Origin of the sequence: Mucilaginibacter aquatilis (genome assembly GCF_009755275.1) — a bacterium.
In the GTDB taxonomy this organism is placed as follows: Bacteria; Bacteroidota; Bacteroidia; order Sphingobacteriales; family Sphingobacteriaceae; genus Mucilaginibacter; species Mucilaginibacter aquatilis.
Genome location: NZ_WQLA01000001.1, coordinates 723,645 through 739,281 on the forward strand (window position 1 = coordinate 723,645; position 15,637 = coordinate 739,281).

The 15,637-nt window shown below is 42.4% G+C and carries 15 protein-coding genes; 10 read left to right on the forward strand and 5 right to left on the reverse strand.

The window, feature by feature from the left end:
* Positions 1-239 precede the first annotated feature (239 nt).
* The 5 genes from GO816_RS03275 to GO816_RS03295 all read left to right on the forward strand — a co-directional run bounded on the left by GO816_RS03275 (position 240) and on the right by GO816_RS03295 (position 5,392).
* Positions 240-1,430: a phosphoglycerate kinase gene (locus tag GO816_RS03275; RefSeq protein ID WP_157539908.1), complete on the forward strand. Its 1,191-nt coding sequence runs from the start codon at positions 240-242 to the stop codon at positions 1,428-1,430.
* Positions 1,431-1,517: 87 nt separating this feature from the next.
* Positions 1,518-2,060 (forward strand): YcxB family protein, encoded by a 543-nt coding sequence (locus GO816_RS03280; RefSeq protein WP_157539909.1) that lies wholly within the window; start codon positions 1,518-1,520, stop codon positions 2,058-2,060.
* A gap of 87 nt (positions 2,061-2,147) precedes the next feature.
* Complete coding sequence (locus GO816_RS03285) at positions 2,148-4,013, forward strand: CocE/NonD family hydrolase (RefSeq protein ID WP_157539910.1); 1,866 nt, start codon at positions 2,148-2,150, stop codon at positions 4,011-4,013.
* A gap of 1 nt (position 4,014) precedes the next feature.
* On the forward strand, positions 4,015-4,335 hold the full coding sequence (locus tag GO816_RS03290; protein ID WP_157539911.1) for a hypothetical protein: 321 nt from the start codon (positions 4,015-4,017) through the stop codon (positions 4,333-4,335).
* Between the two features lie 175 nt (positions 4,336-4,510).
* Positions 4,511-5,392: a DMT family transporter gene (locus GO816_RS03295; RefSeq protein WP_157539912.1), complete on the forward strand. Its 882-nt coding sequence runs from the start codon at positions 4,511-4,513 to the stop codon at positions 5,390-5,392.
* Positions 5,393-5,395: 3 nt separating this feature from the next.
* Here GO816_RS03295 and GO816_RS03300 read toward each other — a convergent pair whose 3' ends face one another.
* From GO816_RS03300 to GO816_RS03320, 5 genes are all read right to left on the reverse strand, one after another.
* A complete protein-coding gene (locus tag GO816_RS03300; protein WP_198171404.1) occupies positions 5,396-6,772 on the reverse strand; it encodes a S41 family peptidase in 1,377 nt (458 codons plus the stop codon).
* Between the two features lie 86 nt (positions 6,773-6,858).
* The gene (locus GO816_RS03305; RefSeq protein ID WP_157539914.1) at positions 6,859-7,524 is read right to left on the reverse strand and encodes a YceH family protein; all 666 of its coding nucleotides are present in this window, start codon (positions 7,522-7,524) and stop codon (positions 6,859-6,861) included.
* Positions 7,525-7,554: 30 nt separating this feature from the next.
* The gene (locus GO816_RS03310; RefSeq protein ID WP_157539915.1) at positions 7,555-7,941 is read right to left on the reverse strand and encodes a hypothetical protein; all 387 of its coding nucleotides are present in this window, start codon (positions 7,939-7,941) and stop codon (positions 7,555-7,557) included.
* A gap of 49 nt (positions 7,942-7,990) precedes the next feature.
* Positions 7,991-8,818: a formyltetrahydrofolate deformylase gene (gene purU, locus GO816_RS03315; protein ID WP_157539916.1), complete on the reverse strand. Its 828-nt coding sequence runs from the start codon at positions 8,816-8,818 to the stop codon at positions 7,991-7,993.
* A gap of 45 nt (positions 8,819-8,863) precedes the next feature.
* The gene (locus tag GO816_RS03320; protein ID WP_157539917.1) at positions 8,864-9,241 is read right to left on the reverse strand and encodes a hypothetical protein; all 378 of its coding nucleotides are present in this window, start codon (positions 9,239-9,241) and stop codon (positions 8,864-8,866) included.
* Positions 9,242-9,787: 546 nt separating this feature from the next.
* Here GO816_RS03320 and ilvD point away from each other — a divergent pair.
* The 5 genes from ilvD to ilvC all read left to right on the forward strand — a co-directional run bounded on the left by ilvD (position 9,788) and on the right by ilvC (position 15,606).
* A complete protein-coding gene (gene ilvD / locus GO816_RS03325) occupies positions 9,788-11,497 on the forward strand; it encodes a dihydroxy-acid dehydratase (protein ID WP_157539918.1) in 1,710 nt (569 codons plus the stop codon).
* 102 nt (positions 11,498-11,599) lie between these two features.
* Positions 11,600-13,339 (forward strand): biosynthetic-type acetolactate synthase large subunit, encoded by a 1,740-nt coding sequence (gene ilvB / locus GO816_RS03330; RefSeq protein WP_157539919.1) that lies wholly within the window; start codon positions 11,600-11,602, stop codon positions 13,337-13,339.
* A 40-nt stretch (positions 13,340-13,379) separates the two neighbouring features.
* Positions 13,380-13,994 (forward strand): acetolactate synthase small subunit, encoded by a 615-nt coding sequence (ilvN, locus tag GO816_RS03335; protein WP_232336476.1) that lies wholly within the window; start codon positions 13,380-13,382, stop codon positions 13,992-13,994.
* Positions 13,994-14,497: a DinB family protein gene (locus tag GO816_RS03340; protein WP_157539920.1), complete on the forward strand. Its 504-nt coding sequence runs from the start codon at positions 13,994-13,996 to the stop codon at positions 14,495-14,497. The genes ilvN and GO816_RS03340 overlap by 1 nt, the downstream gene beginning before the upstream one ends.
* A 50-nt stretch (positions 14,498-14,547) precedes the next feature.
* Positions 14,548-15,606 (forward strand): ketol-acid reductoisomerase, encoded by a 1,059-nt coding sequence (gene ilvC / locus GO816_RS03345; RefSeq protein WP_157539921.1) that lies wholly within the window; start codon positions 14,548-14,550, stop codon positions 15,604-15,606.
* Positions 15,607-15,637: the final 31 nt, after the last annotated feature.

The window sequence follows — 15,637 nt, forward strand, 5'->3', positions numbered from 1 at the left end:
CTGCCAAATTTCACAACTCTCGCTACTAAAGTGCTTATAAAACACTGTTTCAAAGAGTTTTAACTCTACCGTATGGAGTAAATTTACTTATCATTAAAAAAGTTAATTCATACACAAATACATTCAACTTAAAAACCATTAAGCCTGCATAGTGTATTTTCCACACATTTTTAAAATTACGTTTAAGTATCTCAATTAATTTTCTGATTTTGGGCACTCATTTTGACATGCAACCAATCATGAAAACAATCGACCAACTAAACTTTGCCGGAAAAAAAGCCCTGATAAGGGTTGATTTTAACGTTCCGCTTGATAAGGATTACAACATAACCGATGATAACCGCATTACCGCTGCGCTGCCAACCTTAAAAAAAATATTGGCTGATGGCGGTTCGCTTATATTGATGTCGCACTTAGGCCGGCCAAAAGAAGGACCTACCGAAAAGTATTCTTTGAAGCACATCATTCCGCACCTATCTCAACTGCTTGGTAAAGAGGTACAATTTGCAGATGACTGCATAGGCCAACAAGCAACTGAAAAAGCTGCTGCTCTTAAAGATGGCGAAGTATTGCTGCTTGAGAACCTGCGTTTTTACAAGGAAGAAGAGAAAGGCGATAAAGACTTTGCCGAAAAACTTTCAAAATTAGGCGATGTATACGTGAATGATGCATTTGGAACTGCTCACCGTGCCCATGCTTCTACCGCTATTATTGCACAATTCTTTCCTGAGGCTAAATACTTTGGCTACCTGATGGCTGCCGAGCTGGAAAATGCCGAAAAGGTATTGAACGGTGCTGCCAAACCATTTACCGCTATTATGGGCGGCGCTAAAGTAAGCGACAAGCTGCTGCTGATTGAAAACATGCTGGAAAAAGTTGATAACCTTATTATTGGCGGTGGTATGGCTTATACATTTGCCAAAGCCCAAGGTGGGAACATTGGTAAATCATTAGTAGAAGATGATAAGCTAGACCTGGCTTTACAGCTGATTGAGAAAGCTAAAAGCAAAGGCGTTAACTTATTGTTACCAACCGATTCGGTAATTGCTGATGCATTTGCTGCCGATGCTAATACCGACATAGCGCCGAACAAGGAAATTAAAGAAGACTGGATGGGCCTTGATATTGGTCCGGATTCGATAGCTGCATTTACTAAAGTTGTAGCCGAATCAAAAACTGTATTATGGAACGGTCCAATGGGCGTTTTCGAAATGGAAAAATTTGAAAGAGGCACCAAAGCCGTAGCCGAAGCAGTAGTACAAGCTACGAAAGACGGTGGCTTTACGCTGATTGGTGGCGGCGACTCGGCCGCTGCCGTTTCTAAATTCGGCTTTAACGATGATGTAAGCTATGTATCAACAGGCGGTGGCGCGTTGTTGGAATATATGGAGGGTAAGGAGTTACCGGGAGTAAAAGCGATAAACGATTAATCTTAACTCATTAGACAGGAAAACGGCAGGTGTTTACGCTTGCCGTTTTCGTTTTGTAGTAATATATTTACTACTAATAAAAACCTTATGCACGCTATTATCACCTTTACTAAAGAGGATCTTTTGACCAACTGTTTATTTGTTGTTTCAAAATCCAAACTTGCTAAACGCACCAGGAACAGAGGTGTAATATTTTTAACTGTTTGGTTTTTACTTTTAGCTGCTTGGTGTTTTTATGAGGGCGATATGGAATGGACAGGCTATTGTATAGGCCTTGCTTGTGTGACTTTTATACTGCTTCCTTTCTTACAAAAAAACATTTATAAGAAAATCTATAATAAGCATACAAACGAAAAATTTGAAAAGCTTAAGAACGCTCCATTTGATATAACATTAACACCTGACTCATTCATATATAAAAGCATATTTTCAGATGTAACTCTTAACACATCACAGATAGAAAACATTACCGAAACCGGAAATCACTTTTTTGTTAAATTTAATTCGCAAGACACAATCACACTGCCAAAACGCAGCTTTGATTATCAGGAACTAAATAATTTGCTTAAAGATATTGCAAAGACAAATAACATTGAGGTGAACAGAGAACTTAACTGGCGATGGAAATAACCCTTCAATAAATCCCAGTGATATTATTACGAAGGCCGCTTTTACCAAAGCGGCCTTTTTTGTATGTTTAGCTATTCAATAGCATTTATGAAACTCCTCACTACGCTCCTGTTCTCTTTGCTTTGCCTTACGGCCGTTGCACAGCCCGGCAGTGCCGATGCCGCTTATGTTAAAGAACACTATACCAAGCATGAGTATCAAATACCCATGCGCGACGGCAAAAAGCTGTTCACGTCGGTATACGTTCCTAAAGATCAATCAAAAAAGCACCCTTTTATGATGGACCGCACCTGTTACAGTGTTGCCCCTTATGGAGCGGAGGCTTACAGGCCATCATTAGGACCAAACCCAAAGTTTATGCAGGATGGCTACATCTTCGTTTATCAGGATGTCCGCGGTCGTTGGATGAGCGAAGGCATTTACGAAGAAATGACTCCTGAACTGGAAGAGCACAAGACCAACAAAGATGTTGACGAAGGCACCGACACTTACGATACTATTGATTGGTTACTTAAAAACGTAGCCAACAACAACGGTAAGGTTGGCGTGTGGGGTATCTCATATCCGGGCTTTTATACTACAACAGCATTATTAAGCCGTCACCCCGCATTGGTTGCAGCATCGCCACAGGCACCCATTGCCGATTTATGGCGCGATGATGCCTGGCATAACGGCACCTTCTTTTTAGCAGCTAACTTTGGCTTCTATCCGGGCTTTACTAACAGGCAGGATGATAAGCCTACCCAGCGCCGCGGTGCAAGGTTTAACCCTAACCCTGGCAGTGAGGACGGGTACGACTTTTTCTTGAAAATGGGATCGATGCGTAATACCAACGTAAAGTACTTTAAAGACACTATACGCTTGTGGAACGAGATGATGGACCACCCCGACTATGATCAGCATTGGAAAGACCGTAACGTATTAACCCACCTGCATGATATCAAAACTGCTACACTGGTTACCGGCGGCTGGTATGATGCCGAAGATTTGTACGGCGCCATTAACACCTATAAAGTGCTGGCAGCTAAAAATCCTAACACGCCGGTTTACTTTGCTATGGGTCCGTGGGTACATGGCGGCTGGGCACGCGGCCTGGGCGACCACTTAGGTGATGTTGATTTTGGTGGTGCTACCGCCCCTTACTATCGTGATAGTATTGAGTTTGCATTTTTTAGCCATTATTTAAAAGGCACGCCGTTAAACCTGCCAAAGGTAAACACCTTTGAAACAGGCGAAAATAAATGGAGAAACTACAACATATGGCCGCCAGCCCCCGCCAAAGAAAAGAACCTTTACTTTTTGCCCGGTGGAAAATTATCATTTACGGCGCCATCTGCCACTAAAGAAAGCTTTAACGAATTTGTGTCAGACCCTAACAAACCCGTGCCTTACTACGCTAAGCCAACCATGGACATGGAGCGTGATTACATGACGGCAGATCAGCGTTTTTTAAAAGACCGTACTGACGTTGTAACTTATCAAACGGATGTGCTTACAAGTGATGTTACGCTGGCCGGCAACATTTGGGCTAACCTCAAGGTATCAATCACCGGCACCGATGCCGATTGGATTGTTAAAGTGATTGATGTTTACCCTGACGGTGCCCCTAATAATAAGTTTACGGGCAAAGAGGTGCAAATGGCCGGCTACCAGCAAATGGTACGCAGCGAAAGTATGCGCGGAAAATACCGTACAGGCTTTGATAAGCCCTCTCCATTTGCACCAGCCAAGGTAAGCCCGGTTAACTTTGAACTGCAGGATGTACTTCACACCTTTAAAAAGGGCCACCGTATTATGGTACAGGTACAAAGTTCATGGTTCCCGCTTATTGACCGCAATACTCAGCAGTTTCAGGATATAATGAAGGCTAAGGATACCGATTTTAAGAAAGCAACGCACCGCGTGTACACTTCTAAAAACAATCCGAGCTTTTTGAAAGTACGAGTAATGTAATATGAAACATCTACTTATTTATGCAGGCGTGTTAATGGTAAGCTTACAAGCGTGCACTAACTCGGCTAATAAAAAGCCCGATTCGGTTGTAAATTTACCAACCGGAGATAGTGCCTTTTTAGCACTTAAAGATACTGCTCAAGCGAAGATCAACCAATTTGTTGATAGTTTGAAACTGCATGCCGCCGATGAAAAGAATTACGTTTTTGCTGTAAAATCAGACTTTATTGTAGATGGGCAACATGAACATATGTGGTCAAGAGTTTTTGTGTTAAACAATAATATTCTCCAAGGAATGCTCGTTGACTCGCCATACGTTTAAAAAAGCTCAAAATACAAGACGAGGTAACGATTCCTTTAAAAGAGGTGGAAGACTGGGTAATTTATGATGAAGTGCATAAGCAAAAAATTGGCAGCTTCTCATCGAAATATTTAGAGGGCCAAAAAGGGAATAATTAAGATAATGAACTTTTCGGCATCCTGCTTAACTTAGCCCCATGTTTAAAAATATACTGCCTGGGTTAATGTTTGCCATATTATGGTCAACCGGGGCAATAGGGGCTAAGTTTGGCATTCGCTCAGCCGATGGCCTTATGCTGGCTTCTATACGTTTTATTTGTACGGGCTTACTATTCTCACCTTTGTTTTTAATTCATCCCAAGCATCGTTTTTTGCCTAAACGCAATGAATGGAAACCCATCTTCATTTACGGTTTTTTAAATAGCACAGCCACCTTGGGCAGCTTTTTTGCCGCTCAAAAATACTCACCGGCTGGAATCAGTATGTTGTTTACAGCAGTTACTCCACTTTTGATTGCATTGCTTTCATCCATTTTTTTAAAACGTAAACTAACACGATTTGAAGTTGGGGGTATGCTTATATCCTTTACCGGTTTAATTGTAGCCTCGTTAGCGGCACTGCCCAACGCTTCTATTAAACCGCTTGGCATACTGTTATTGGTTGTTTATGTAACTGCCTATGCATCCAGCAGCATTTATCTTTCCAACGCACACATGTCACTTTCACGCATGGTGTTTAACATATGGCAGGTTTTTGTTGGTGGGGTTATGTTATTACCGTTTTGCTGGCTCTTCAATGCACACCAGGTTTACAAAGTAGATGTAAATTTGCTCCTAAGCCTTGCGTGGCTTATACTGGTACTATCATTTGTAGCAAATATGATATGGATGTACCTTGTAAAGCGCGACCCGGTAACTGCGGCGTCGTGGCTGTACCTTGTACCTGTGTTTGGCTACCTATTTGGCTATTTATTATTGGGCGAAAGCATTACGCTATATTCAGTTATTGGTACTATGCTGGTTATAATAGGGCTGGTAATTTCTAAACGTAAAAACGGGTCAACTGCGCAGTCGGCATAACGGTTACTTAATTAACAAACCGTACAGCTTTTCGGGGTTTGAACCCGCTGATAAGTCAATATTAATATCCGGTCTCAAAAAATTTTCAACTGATTTTCCGGCAGGGCGCAACCATTCTTTTACGCCAAACCTTACTGGCAGTTTTGTATTAGGCAAGGTTACTGAGTACATTTCACCAAAGTGGGAAGGATGTCCGTTTTTAGGCACCTGGCCTGCTAAAGCAGCAATTTTGTTGTCTTTAATTACAGTAGCAAACATCATAGCGCTCGAAAATGTACCGTTGCCTACAATGATATAAACCTTACCATTATAACGAAGCGGATTGTTTGCCGAGGGAAAAACTTGTTCTGCATCAAAATGAATTAAGGTGCCTGCTGCTTTCGCTGCGTAAACGCTATCTTTTATTCCCCACCTTTGCATCAGCTTTAAATATTCATCACTACGCCGCCAATTGCATTGATAGTTAAGGTATGGTTTAGCGGAAAAGTAATCTATCATTGCATCACCAACTTCAGAGTTTCCTCCATCGTTATTACTCACATCAACAAAGAGGTACTTAGGCTTATCGGTATTTATCTTTTGAAAAACTGTTTTGAGTACGTTCCTTATTGAGTCCATCTCCCTATTGTTGTGGATGCTGAAAGAATTGGCATTGATGTATCCGGCGTCCTTATAAAGCGAATAAGAAATCAGCGGTAATTTTGCGGTACTAGTAACTGGAGCAGCGCTCAGGTATTTTTGCCAAACCTTTATGTCAACTCCAGGAACAACAATAGTTTTTCCTGAACCCGTTTTTACTTCATATTGCACTTTTGGCTGGGATGTGCTCCAGCCGAACCATAAACCAAATTGCTGCATTGCCTTGTCTAACCGCTGGCCACGAAAGCCGGTTGTATAAGCAATATTGCGATCAACTAAGGCGTTCACCGGCTCATTGTTTATTTGCGTTATAACGTTGCCCTTAACAATACCTGCAACATCTGTCAGGGTTTTATCTACTACGTAATCCTTACCTCTTTTTGTTAGCGTGATAGGTAAGAACACACTGCTGGTAAAATAGGTACCAATAAGTTTTCCGTTGTAGCCTATTTGCGCATGCTCGTCAGACAGGTAAGATACTACAGGTTTTACTAAACGATAAAAATCTACCGCTGTTAGCGAATCAGTGATGCGGGATTCAATGTCGTCGAATAACTTTTGATATTGCGTTTGCGAAAGCTCAGTAAATGGGTTAGCGTGCACATTAAATACTTGCTGTTTCAGAAAGACAAGATCTGACTTAAGCTCATCAGCAGAAAACTTTGGTAGTTCATTTGTATTTTGTCCAAAAGCTAATAAAACGTCAAATAGCGCAGCAAACAGGATAAAAAGTTTTTTCATTCGGGAATGGGGAGGGGTTAAGGCAAAGTCTTGCTGTTTATTAAATTGCCTTAAAAAAAGCATTTAAATAACGTTGTAAAGGCGAATTATCCCATCAACTCTTTCATCAGCTTATCAAACTCGGTGCGCATAGTGGCAAGCTCTTCTTCCAGCTTTGCAACACGTTCTTCAAGCGCAGCAACTGATGTATTTGATTTTGACGATGAAGCAATGTCGGACTCATCATCCTCCGGAATATCCAATGATTCGCCCAGCAAATGCATATAACGCACTTCTTTTTGCCCGGTACGGCGTGGCAATTGAGTGAGATACGGCATGTCGCCGCTGCTTAATTTTTCCAGGGCTGCCTGTACATCGTCCAAACTTTCAAACTCGTACATACGGCCCGAATTAGTATTCAGCTCGCCGGGTGTTTGCGGACCGCGTAACAGCAGCAGGCAAATAATAGCTACTTCGGATGGGATTACCGGGAAGGCAATTGCAAAGTTATGTTTATACTTAGTAGCGCGACTGCTTCCGCCGGTGGCGGTTGATACCAAGCCTTTTTTCTTTAAAGCATCAAGTGTACGCACCACGGTATCCTCATCATAATTAACCACCGGCTTGCGCGACGACTTTTGGTTGCACGCCGCCGTTAAGCTGTTAATAGTCATGGGGTAATAATCGGGGGTGGTACGGCTCTTTTCCACTAAGGAGCCTAACACACGTATTTCTTCTGCACTAAGTTTAGGTAAGCTTTGCGAGTAATCCATGTGCTAAATATAGCAATTGTGGCTACAAAACTACCTCATTCGCTTAAAACGCATACCGCAGGCCTCACGGCAGGGCGCATTAAGTTCTAAATCGTTACCATCTACCTTGTATCGGTAGTTTACCGGCGCCGTGTTACCCTTTATATTTATTGCCAGGTGAGTGTTATCAGTAACCTTATAATTAGTGGCACCATAAATAGCATTGCCGTTTATAAGTCCGCTTTTATTAAATACAAGGTAAGCACTGTCGGCAGTTACGGGCACATATTTGCCTTTACCATCGCCAATATCGTTCAAAGTTTCGGTTAATGCCCAGCGGCCTTCCAATTTGTCATGTACCGACATTCCCTTTTGAGCCGTACATGCCGCAAAAAACACTGCTATAAATGCAAGCAAATAATAGATTTTCTTTTTCATATAAAGTGTTGGTACTTTAAAGTCAAAAACTCGGGATTTGTGTGATGCATTACTCAAAAACAACCGTTTTATTTTTGTAAACAAACACCCTATCGTGCAAAACCAATTGTAATGCATTTGCCAAAACAGATGTTTCCACTTCACGGCCGGCCTTCATCATGTCTTGTGCGGTGTAGGTATGATTTACATGAATGGTTTGTTGCGAAATAATAGGTCCCTCATCCAAATCATTGGTTACAAAGTGAGCGGTGGCACCTATGATTTTCACGCCACGATTGTACGCCTGCCTGTATGGGTTGGCACCAATAAAGGCAGGTAAAAAAGAGTGATGGATATTAATAACCCGCATAGGGAACCTGGCTACAAACTCGGGCGACAAAATTCTCATAAATTTGGCCAGCACTACGTAATCAGGATTGTAGTTGTTAATGGTATCGGCAATTGCTGCTTCAAACTGACCTTTAGTTTCCTGTTCGTGTGTTATATAATGGAACGGTATGCCAAACCGACGGCATATATCCTCAAGCACATTGTGGTTACCAATTACCGCCTGCACGGTTGCTCCCAACGTTTTAAAATAATTGCGAACCAATATATCTGCCAGGCAATGGTATTCTTTGGTAACCATCACTACTATCTTTTTCTCGGGCGATGGATTAATGGTTACTATGGCATCATCAGGTAGCAATGGTTTCAGATCATCTTCATGCAAACCGGTGCCCTCGGGTTGTTCGACATTCAGCCTCACAAAAAAACGATTTTCGGCCTTATCAACGTACTCATCCATATTAATGATGTTGAGACCGGCCTTACTCATTGCACCCGATATGGCCGACACCAGTCCCACCCGGTCGCGGCATTGAATTATTATAATCATGAGGTGCGAAAGATAGTAAATTAAAGTACTGGTATACGCGCAGATTTATTGCTTAACCAAACGGAATCCGCATGGCTCAAAACATGGAGGATTGATCTCCAGATTTTTGCCATTAATTTTATAACGCCATTGCACAGCCTGGGTATTGTCCATTTGCGGACTAACATTGAGGGTTACACTATCAATAATGGTAAATCGTTTGGCATTTAATAAATAATCGCCTTTAATGGTTCCGTCGGCATTAAAAGTTACGTATTGGTTACCTTGTACTTTTTGCCAATTGCCGCTAGCATCGCCGGGGTCAATCAATTGTTCGGTAAGCTTCCAGCGCCCAAATAAACCGCTTATTGACTTTTGATCTCCCTTTTTGCAGGCGCTCATTGTAGCAAAAGCCAACATCAATAAAATAAAATGCTTTTTCATAATAAGGTTTTATAACTGCCGGTACGCAAAAGGGATTCCGTATGCTACAGCAGCATTATAATAATCATGCAGGCTATGTCTTTTAATAAAGCCACTTATAAGTTACAACTGCAACAATTTCCACAAGCAAAGCAGCCGTGGCTTTTTTAAGTATTGCAACCATCAAATTCACTCATAACATTTTAATTTTTATAGGCATCAAGGCAATTTCAGGCTGAAATTCCAAAAACTACTATGCATGCATAGTATCAATACCGAATACCGTTTTAAACTTTGGTATAATCTTATAAATAGATAATTTTAATTTTTATATAGTAAACAGAATAATGTTCTTTATTTAAAGAATATAAAGAATAATGTTCTGTTTAAAATTTTTAATAATTGCTATTGACTATTCTAAGCTATCTCTCTACCTTACAAATATTGATTGAGGGATTAAGTTTAAACCAAAATTAACATTGCTGTTTAAACAACTGTCACCGAATTTGAAAGAATTTTAAGCATAGTCTCAATTCAATAAATTATAAACGGAAGTACTATATAAAAATGAGCTTTAATACCGACACTACCGAGGCTGCTGAGCTGAACAAGTACAGCAAAACCCTCACCCAAGACCCTACTCAACCTGCGGCACAGGCTATGCTTTACGGCATTGGTTTAACCGATGATGATATGAAAAAGGCACAGGTGGGTATTGCCAGTATGGGTTATGATGGCAACACCTGTAACATGCACCTTAATGATTTAGCCAAAGTGGTTAAAACTGGTGTATGGGGCGAAAACCTGGTGGGCTTAATTTTTAACACCATTGGTGTAAGTGATGGTATGAGCAACGGTACCGATGGTATGCGTTATTCATTAGTAAGCCGTGATGTAATTGCCGACTCGATTGAAGCCGTTTGCGGTGCTCAGTATTATGATGCCGTTATAGCCCTGCCCGGTTGCGATAAAAACATGCCCGGCTCGTTGATAGCTATGGGTCGTTTGAACCGCCCGGCCATTATGGTTTACGGTGGTACTATTAAACCCGGCCACTATAAAGGCGAAGATTTGAACATCGTATCGGCGTTTGAAGCCTTGGGTAAAAAGATTGCCGGTACTTTAGATGACTTTGACTTTAAAGAGATTATAAAAAATGCCTGCCCGGGCGCTGGTGCCTGTGGTGGTATTTATACCGCTAATACCATGGCCGCTGCCATTGAGGCTTTGGGCATGAGCTTACCATACTCATCATCAAACCCGGCTTTAAGCCAGGAAAAACAGGATGAGTGTTTGGCAGCAGGTAAAGCCATCTACAAATTATTAGAGCGCGATATTAAGCCAAGCGATATCATGACCCGCAAGGCTTTCGAAAACGCTATTATCACTATTATGGTATTAGGCGGCTCAACCAATGCAGTATTGCATTTATTAGCCATTGCCAAAAGTGTTGATGTAGAGTTAAACATCGACGATTTTCAACAGCTAAGCAACCGTATACCATTACTGGCCGATATGAAGCCTAGCGGTAAATACATGATGGAAGACCTGCACAAAATTGGCGGTGTACCTATTGTAATGAAATACCTGCTAAAACTTGGCTGGTTAGATGGCAGTTGCTTAACCGTTACCGGAAACACACTGGCCGAAAACTTAGCCAATGTACCTGATCTGGATTTTGAAACGCAAGATATTATCCGTTCTACTGAAAATCCTATTAAAGCAACCGGTCACTTACAAATATTATACGGAAACCTGGCCACTAAAGGCAGCGTAGCTAAAATTACAGGTAAAGAAGGTGAACGCTTTGAAGGCCCTGCCCGCGTTTTTCAGGGCGAGCAGTCATTAATAGCCGGTATTACCAGCGGCCGTGTTCGCCCCGGCGATGTTGTGGTAATTACCCACGTTGGACCTAAAGGCGCACCGGGTATGCCAGAGATGCTTAAACCAACTTCGGCCATATTTGGTGCCGGATTAGGTAGCTCGGTAGCACTAATTACAGATGGCCGTTTTAGCGGTGGTACCCATGGCTTTGTGGTAGGGCACATTACCCCGGAGGCTTTTGATGGTGGTAACCTTGCACTGGTAAAAGATGATGACATTATTGTTATCGATGCGGTAAACAATACGATGGACCTCAAAATTAGCGACGAGGAACTGGCCGAACGCCGCGCACAATGGCAACAGCCTAAGCCGCCGGTAAGCAAAGGCCTGCTATTTAAATACTTCAAAAGCGTAAAAGACGCCAGCCAGGGCTGCGTTACCGACGAGGAATAGAGCCCCCCAGCCCCCTAAGGGGGAGCATGGAAGCTGAAATGATATAAAACTAAATAACCAATAACACTAAAATTCCCCTTTAGGGGGTTAGGGGGTTCAATTATGGAAGTTGCACAACAAGACGTACTCACCGCACCTGAAGCGCAAACAGTAACCGAAATGACAGGTTCTGCAGCGCTGTTAGAAGCTTTACTTGTGGAAGGCGTTGATACCATTTTCGGTTATCCGGGTGGTGCCATTATGCCTATTTATGATGCTTTGTATGATTACAAAGAGAAATTAAACCACATCCTGGTCCGCCACGAGCAGGGAGGCATTCACGCCGGTCAGGGCTATGCCCGTTCATCAGGTAAGGTAGGCGTCGTCTTTGCAACCAGCGGTCCTGGTGCAACTAACCTGGTAACCGGTTTAGCCGATGCCCAAATTGACAGCACGCCATTGGTATGTATCACCGGTCAGGTATTTGCCCACCTACTGGGTACTGATGCCTTTCAGGAAACCGATGTAATTAATATTACCACCCCTGTAACCAAATGGAACTACCAGGTAACCGATGCCAATGAAATTCCTGAGGCTATTGCCAAGGCATTTTATATTGCACGTACAGGCAGGCCCGGCCCTGTGCTTATTGATATTACCAAGAACGCACAAATTCAAAAGTTCGACTTTAAAGGTTACACACCGTGTAATCATATTCGTAGCTATCGTCCAAAACCTATTGTTCGCCCTCAGTTTATTGAGCAGGCCGCACAGGTTATTAATGAGGCCAAAAAACCTTTTATCCTTTGGGGACAAGGCGTACTGTTAGGTAGCGCTGAGCAAGAGTTTAAAGCCTTCATAGAAAAATCGGGCATTCCTGCCGCATGGACCATTATGGGTGTGGGCGCTATCCCAACTGATCACCCATTGAACGTAGGTATGCTGGGTATGCACGGTAACTACGGCCCTAACGTATTAACCAACGATTGTGATGTATTAATTGCAATAGGTATGCGTTTTGACGACCGTGTAACCGGTAGGTTAGATAAATACGCTAAACAGGCCAAGGTTATTCATTTAGATATTGACCCTGCCGAAATTGACAAAAACGTACAAACTACGGTAGCCGTTTGGGGCGATTGTAAAGAGACCCTGCCTATGCTTACCGAACTGGTTGAGCAAAAGCAACACACCGAATGGCTGGCTAAATTTAAAGAATACACCCGCCAGGAAGAAGAAGCAGTTATTAACGCTGAACTTCGTCCGCAAACCGGCGAAATGACCATGGGTGAGGTAGTTGATCAACTAAATCAACTTACTAATGGCGACGCTGTTATTGTAACCGACGTAGGCCAGCATCAAATGGTGGGTTGCCGTTACGCTAAATTTAACAACACCCGCAGCAATATTACCAGCGGTGGTTTAGGCACTATGGGCTTTGCCCTGCCTGCAGCAATAGGTGCCAAGTTTGGTGCACAAGACAAAACGGTTGTAGCTATTATAGGCGATGGTGGTTTCCAAATGACCTTGCAGGAATTAGGCACTATTATGCAAAGTGGTGTAGATGTTAAAATTCTAATTCTCAATAACCGCTTCTTAGGCATGGTGCGCCAATGGCAGGAGTTGTTTAACGAGCGTCGTTATTCGTTTGTTGACATTCAAAGCCCTGACTTTGTACAAGTTGCTAAAGGCTACGGCATTGCCGGTAAATGCATTAAAGAGCGCGACGAACTGCAATCTAGCTTGAAAGAAATGCTTGAGCATAAAGGTTCTTTCCTTTTAGAAGTGTTTGTTACCAAGGAAAACAACGTGTTCCCGATGGTACCACAAGGTTGCAGCGTTAGCGAAATTAGATTGAAATAACCCCCCGGCCCCCTATAGGGGGAGTTAAGAACATAGAAATATGAGCACCGAAGAAACAATGCCCGAAGGCAAACAGGAATATAACATCACGGTTTATACCGAAAACCAAATTGGTTTACTGAATCGTATAGCTATCATTTTTACCCGTCGTAAAATTAATATCGATAGTTTAAATACCTCTCCATCAGAAATTGAGAGCATTCACCGCTTCAACATCGTTATTAATGAAACCGAGGATGTGGTGCGCAAACTGGCCCGTCAGATTGAAAAACAGGTAGAGGTGTTAAAAGTATACTACCACACCAATGCCGATATTATATGGCAGGAAATGGCACTGTACAAAGTACCGGCCGATATTATTGCCGAAAAGGCTTCGGTTGAGCGCTTACTGCGCGAGAACGGTGCCCGCGCGGTAGTGATTCGTAAAGATTACATTGTTTTTGAAACCACTGGTCACCGCGAGGAAACGGACAACTTGATTAATGTATTGCAACCTTTTGGCTTGATTGAGTTTGTACGCAGTGCTCGTATTGCTATTATTAAAGACAGCGAAGGCTTCAACCGCAAACTGCGTGAGTTTGAAAAACGCGAACCGGGCGAAGACGTAATTGAAAACGAATACCTAAACCAACGCGACAAGGTATTTACCATGTAATGGCTATGGAGTTTGCAATTGAAATAGCACGGCACACAAGGTTAAACTTCATCAAACTGATGGAGGGTTTAAGCATTGAGCAACTGAACGTAATTCCGCAGGGATATAACAACAACATTGCCTGGAACTTTGCCCACATTGTGGCCGCACAGCAAACGTTATGCTACGTAAGAGGTAAGGTGCCTACTCGATTGGCTATTGAAGAAGTAACTAAATACCAAAAGGGCACCCGCCCCGAAGATTTTATTACCGAAGAAGAGCTTGATTTTTATAAAGACAAGGCCATCACCCTGCTTGATGATTTAAAAATTGATATTGAGGCTGATATATTTGACAACTACGAACCGGTAACCACAGCTTTTGGTGCAACCTTAAGTAACATCAATAATGCCGTTGCCTACTTCTGTACGCATGATAATTTACATTTTGGTTATGCCCTGGCATTGCGCCGTGCAGTATTGAATATTGAACAAGCGGCAGTGCATAATTTTAGCGCAAACTAAACTAACAACATAAATAACTTACAAATAACCCAATAACTAATAACATAGAAATGGCACAATTAAATTTTGGCGGTACCGAAGAAAACGTAGTAACCCGCGACGAATTTCCTTTATCGAAAGCACAGGAAGTGCTTAAAAATGAAGTAGTAGCGGTAATTGGCTACGGTGTTCAAGGTCCTGGTCAGGCTTTAAACCAAAAAGATAACGGCATTAACGTTATTGTTGGTCAGCGTAAAAATTCAAAAACCTGGGATAAAGCAGTAGCTGACGGTTTTGTACCCGGCGAAACTTTATTTGAAATTGAAGAAGCCCTTGAAAAAGGTACCATCATTTGTTACCTGTTGAGCGATGCCGCCCAGATTGAACTTTGGCCAACTGTTAAAAAACATTTAACTCCGGGCAAAGCCCTTTATTTCTCTCACGGTTTTGGTATTACATTTAACGAGCAAACCGGCATCGTTCCTCCTGCAGATGTTGACGTATTTTTAGTAGCTCCTAAAGGTTCAGGTACTTCATTACGTCGTATGTTCTTGCAAGGTCGTGGCTTAAACTCAAGCTATGCTATCTTCCAGGATGCAACCGGTAAAGCATTTGAGCGCGTTATTGCTTTAGGTATTGCCGTAGGTAGCGGTTACCTGTTCGAAACCGATTTCCGTAAAGAAGTATACAGCGATTTAACTGGCGAGCGTGGTACGCTGATGGGTTGTATCCAAGGTATCTTCGCTGCTCAGTTTGAAGTATTACGTGCTAAAGGTCACTCACCTTCTGAAGCTTTCAACGAAACTGTTGAAGAGTTAACCCAATCATTAATGCCATTGGTTGCCGAAAACGGCATGGACTGGATGTACGCCAACTGCTCAACCACTGCACAACGCGGTGCTTTAGACTGGTGGAAAAAATTCCGTGACGCTACTAAACCAGTGTTCGAAGAATTATACGACAGCGTAGCTACCGGTAAAGAGTCACAACGCTCTATCGACAGCAACAGCCAGCCAGATTACCGCGAAAAACTGAACGAAGAACTTCGTGAGCTTCGCGAAAGCGAATTATGGCAAGCTGGTAAAACTGTACGTAGCTTACGCCCTGAAAACCAGGAAGTAGAAGCATAATTTTTAAGTAGTAAAAAGTAGTAAGTACTTA

Coding starts and splice junctions, on each gene's coding strand:
- GO816_RS03275 (WP_157539908.1), top strand. CDS start 240: ATGAAAACAATCGACCAACTAAACTTTGCCGGAAAAAAAGCCCTGATA.
- GO816_RS03280 (WP_157539909.1), top strand. CDS start 1,518: ATGCACGCTATTATCACCTTTACTAAAGAGGATCTTTTGACCAACTGT.
- GO816_RS03285 (WP_157539910.1), top strand. CDS start 2,148: ATGAAACTCCTCACTACGCTCCTGTTCTCTTTGCTTTGCCTTACGGCC.
- GO816_RS03290 (WP_157539911.1), top strand. CDS start 4,015: ATGAAACATCTACTTATTTATGCAGGCGTGTTAATGGTAAGCTTACAA.
- GO816_RS03295 (WP_157539912.1), top strand. CDS start 4,511: ATGTTTAAAAATATACTGCCTGGGTTAATGTTTGCCATATTATGGTCA.
- GO816_RS03300 (WP_198171404.1), bottom strand. CDS start 6,772: ATGAAAAAACTTTTTATCCTGTTTGCTGCGCTATTTGACGTTTTATTA.
- GO816_RS03305 (WP_157539914.1), bottom strand. CDS start 7,524: ATGGATTACTCGCAAAGCTTACCTAAACTTAGTGCAGAAGAAATACGT.
- GO816_RS03310 (WP_157539915.1), bottom strand. CDS start 7,941: ATGAAAAAGAAAATCTATTATTTGCTTGCATTTATAGCAGTGTTTTTT.
- purU (WP_157539916.1), bottom strand. CDS start 8,818: ATGATTATAATAATTCAATGCCGCGACCGGGTGGGACTGGTGTCGGCC.
- GO816_RS03320 (WP_157539917.1), bottom strand. CDS start 9,241: ATGAAAAAGCATTTTATTTTATTGATGTTGGCTTTTGCTACAATGAGC.
- ilvD (WP_157539918.1), top strand. CDS start 9,788: ATGAGCTTTAATACCGACACTACCGAGGCTGCTGAGCTGAACAAGTAC.
- ilvB (WP_157539919.1), top strand. CDS start 11,600: ATGGAAGTTGCACAACAAGACGTACTCACCGCACCTGAAGCGCAAACA.
- ilvN (WP_232336476.1), top strand. CDS start 13,380: ATGAGCACCGAAGAAACAATGCCCGAAGGCAAACAGGAATATAACATC.
- GO816_RS03340 (WP_157539920.1), top strand. CDS start 13,994: ATGGCTATGGAGTTTGCAATTGAAATAGCACGGCACACAAGGTTAAAC.
- ilvC (WP_157539921.1), top strand. CDS start 14,548: ATGGCACAATTAAATTTTGGCGGTACCGAAGAAAACGTAGTAACCCGC.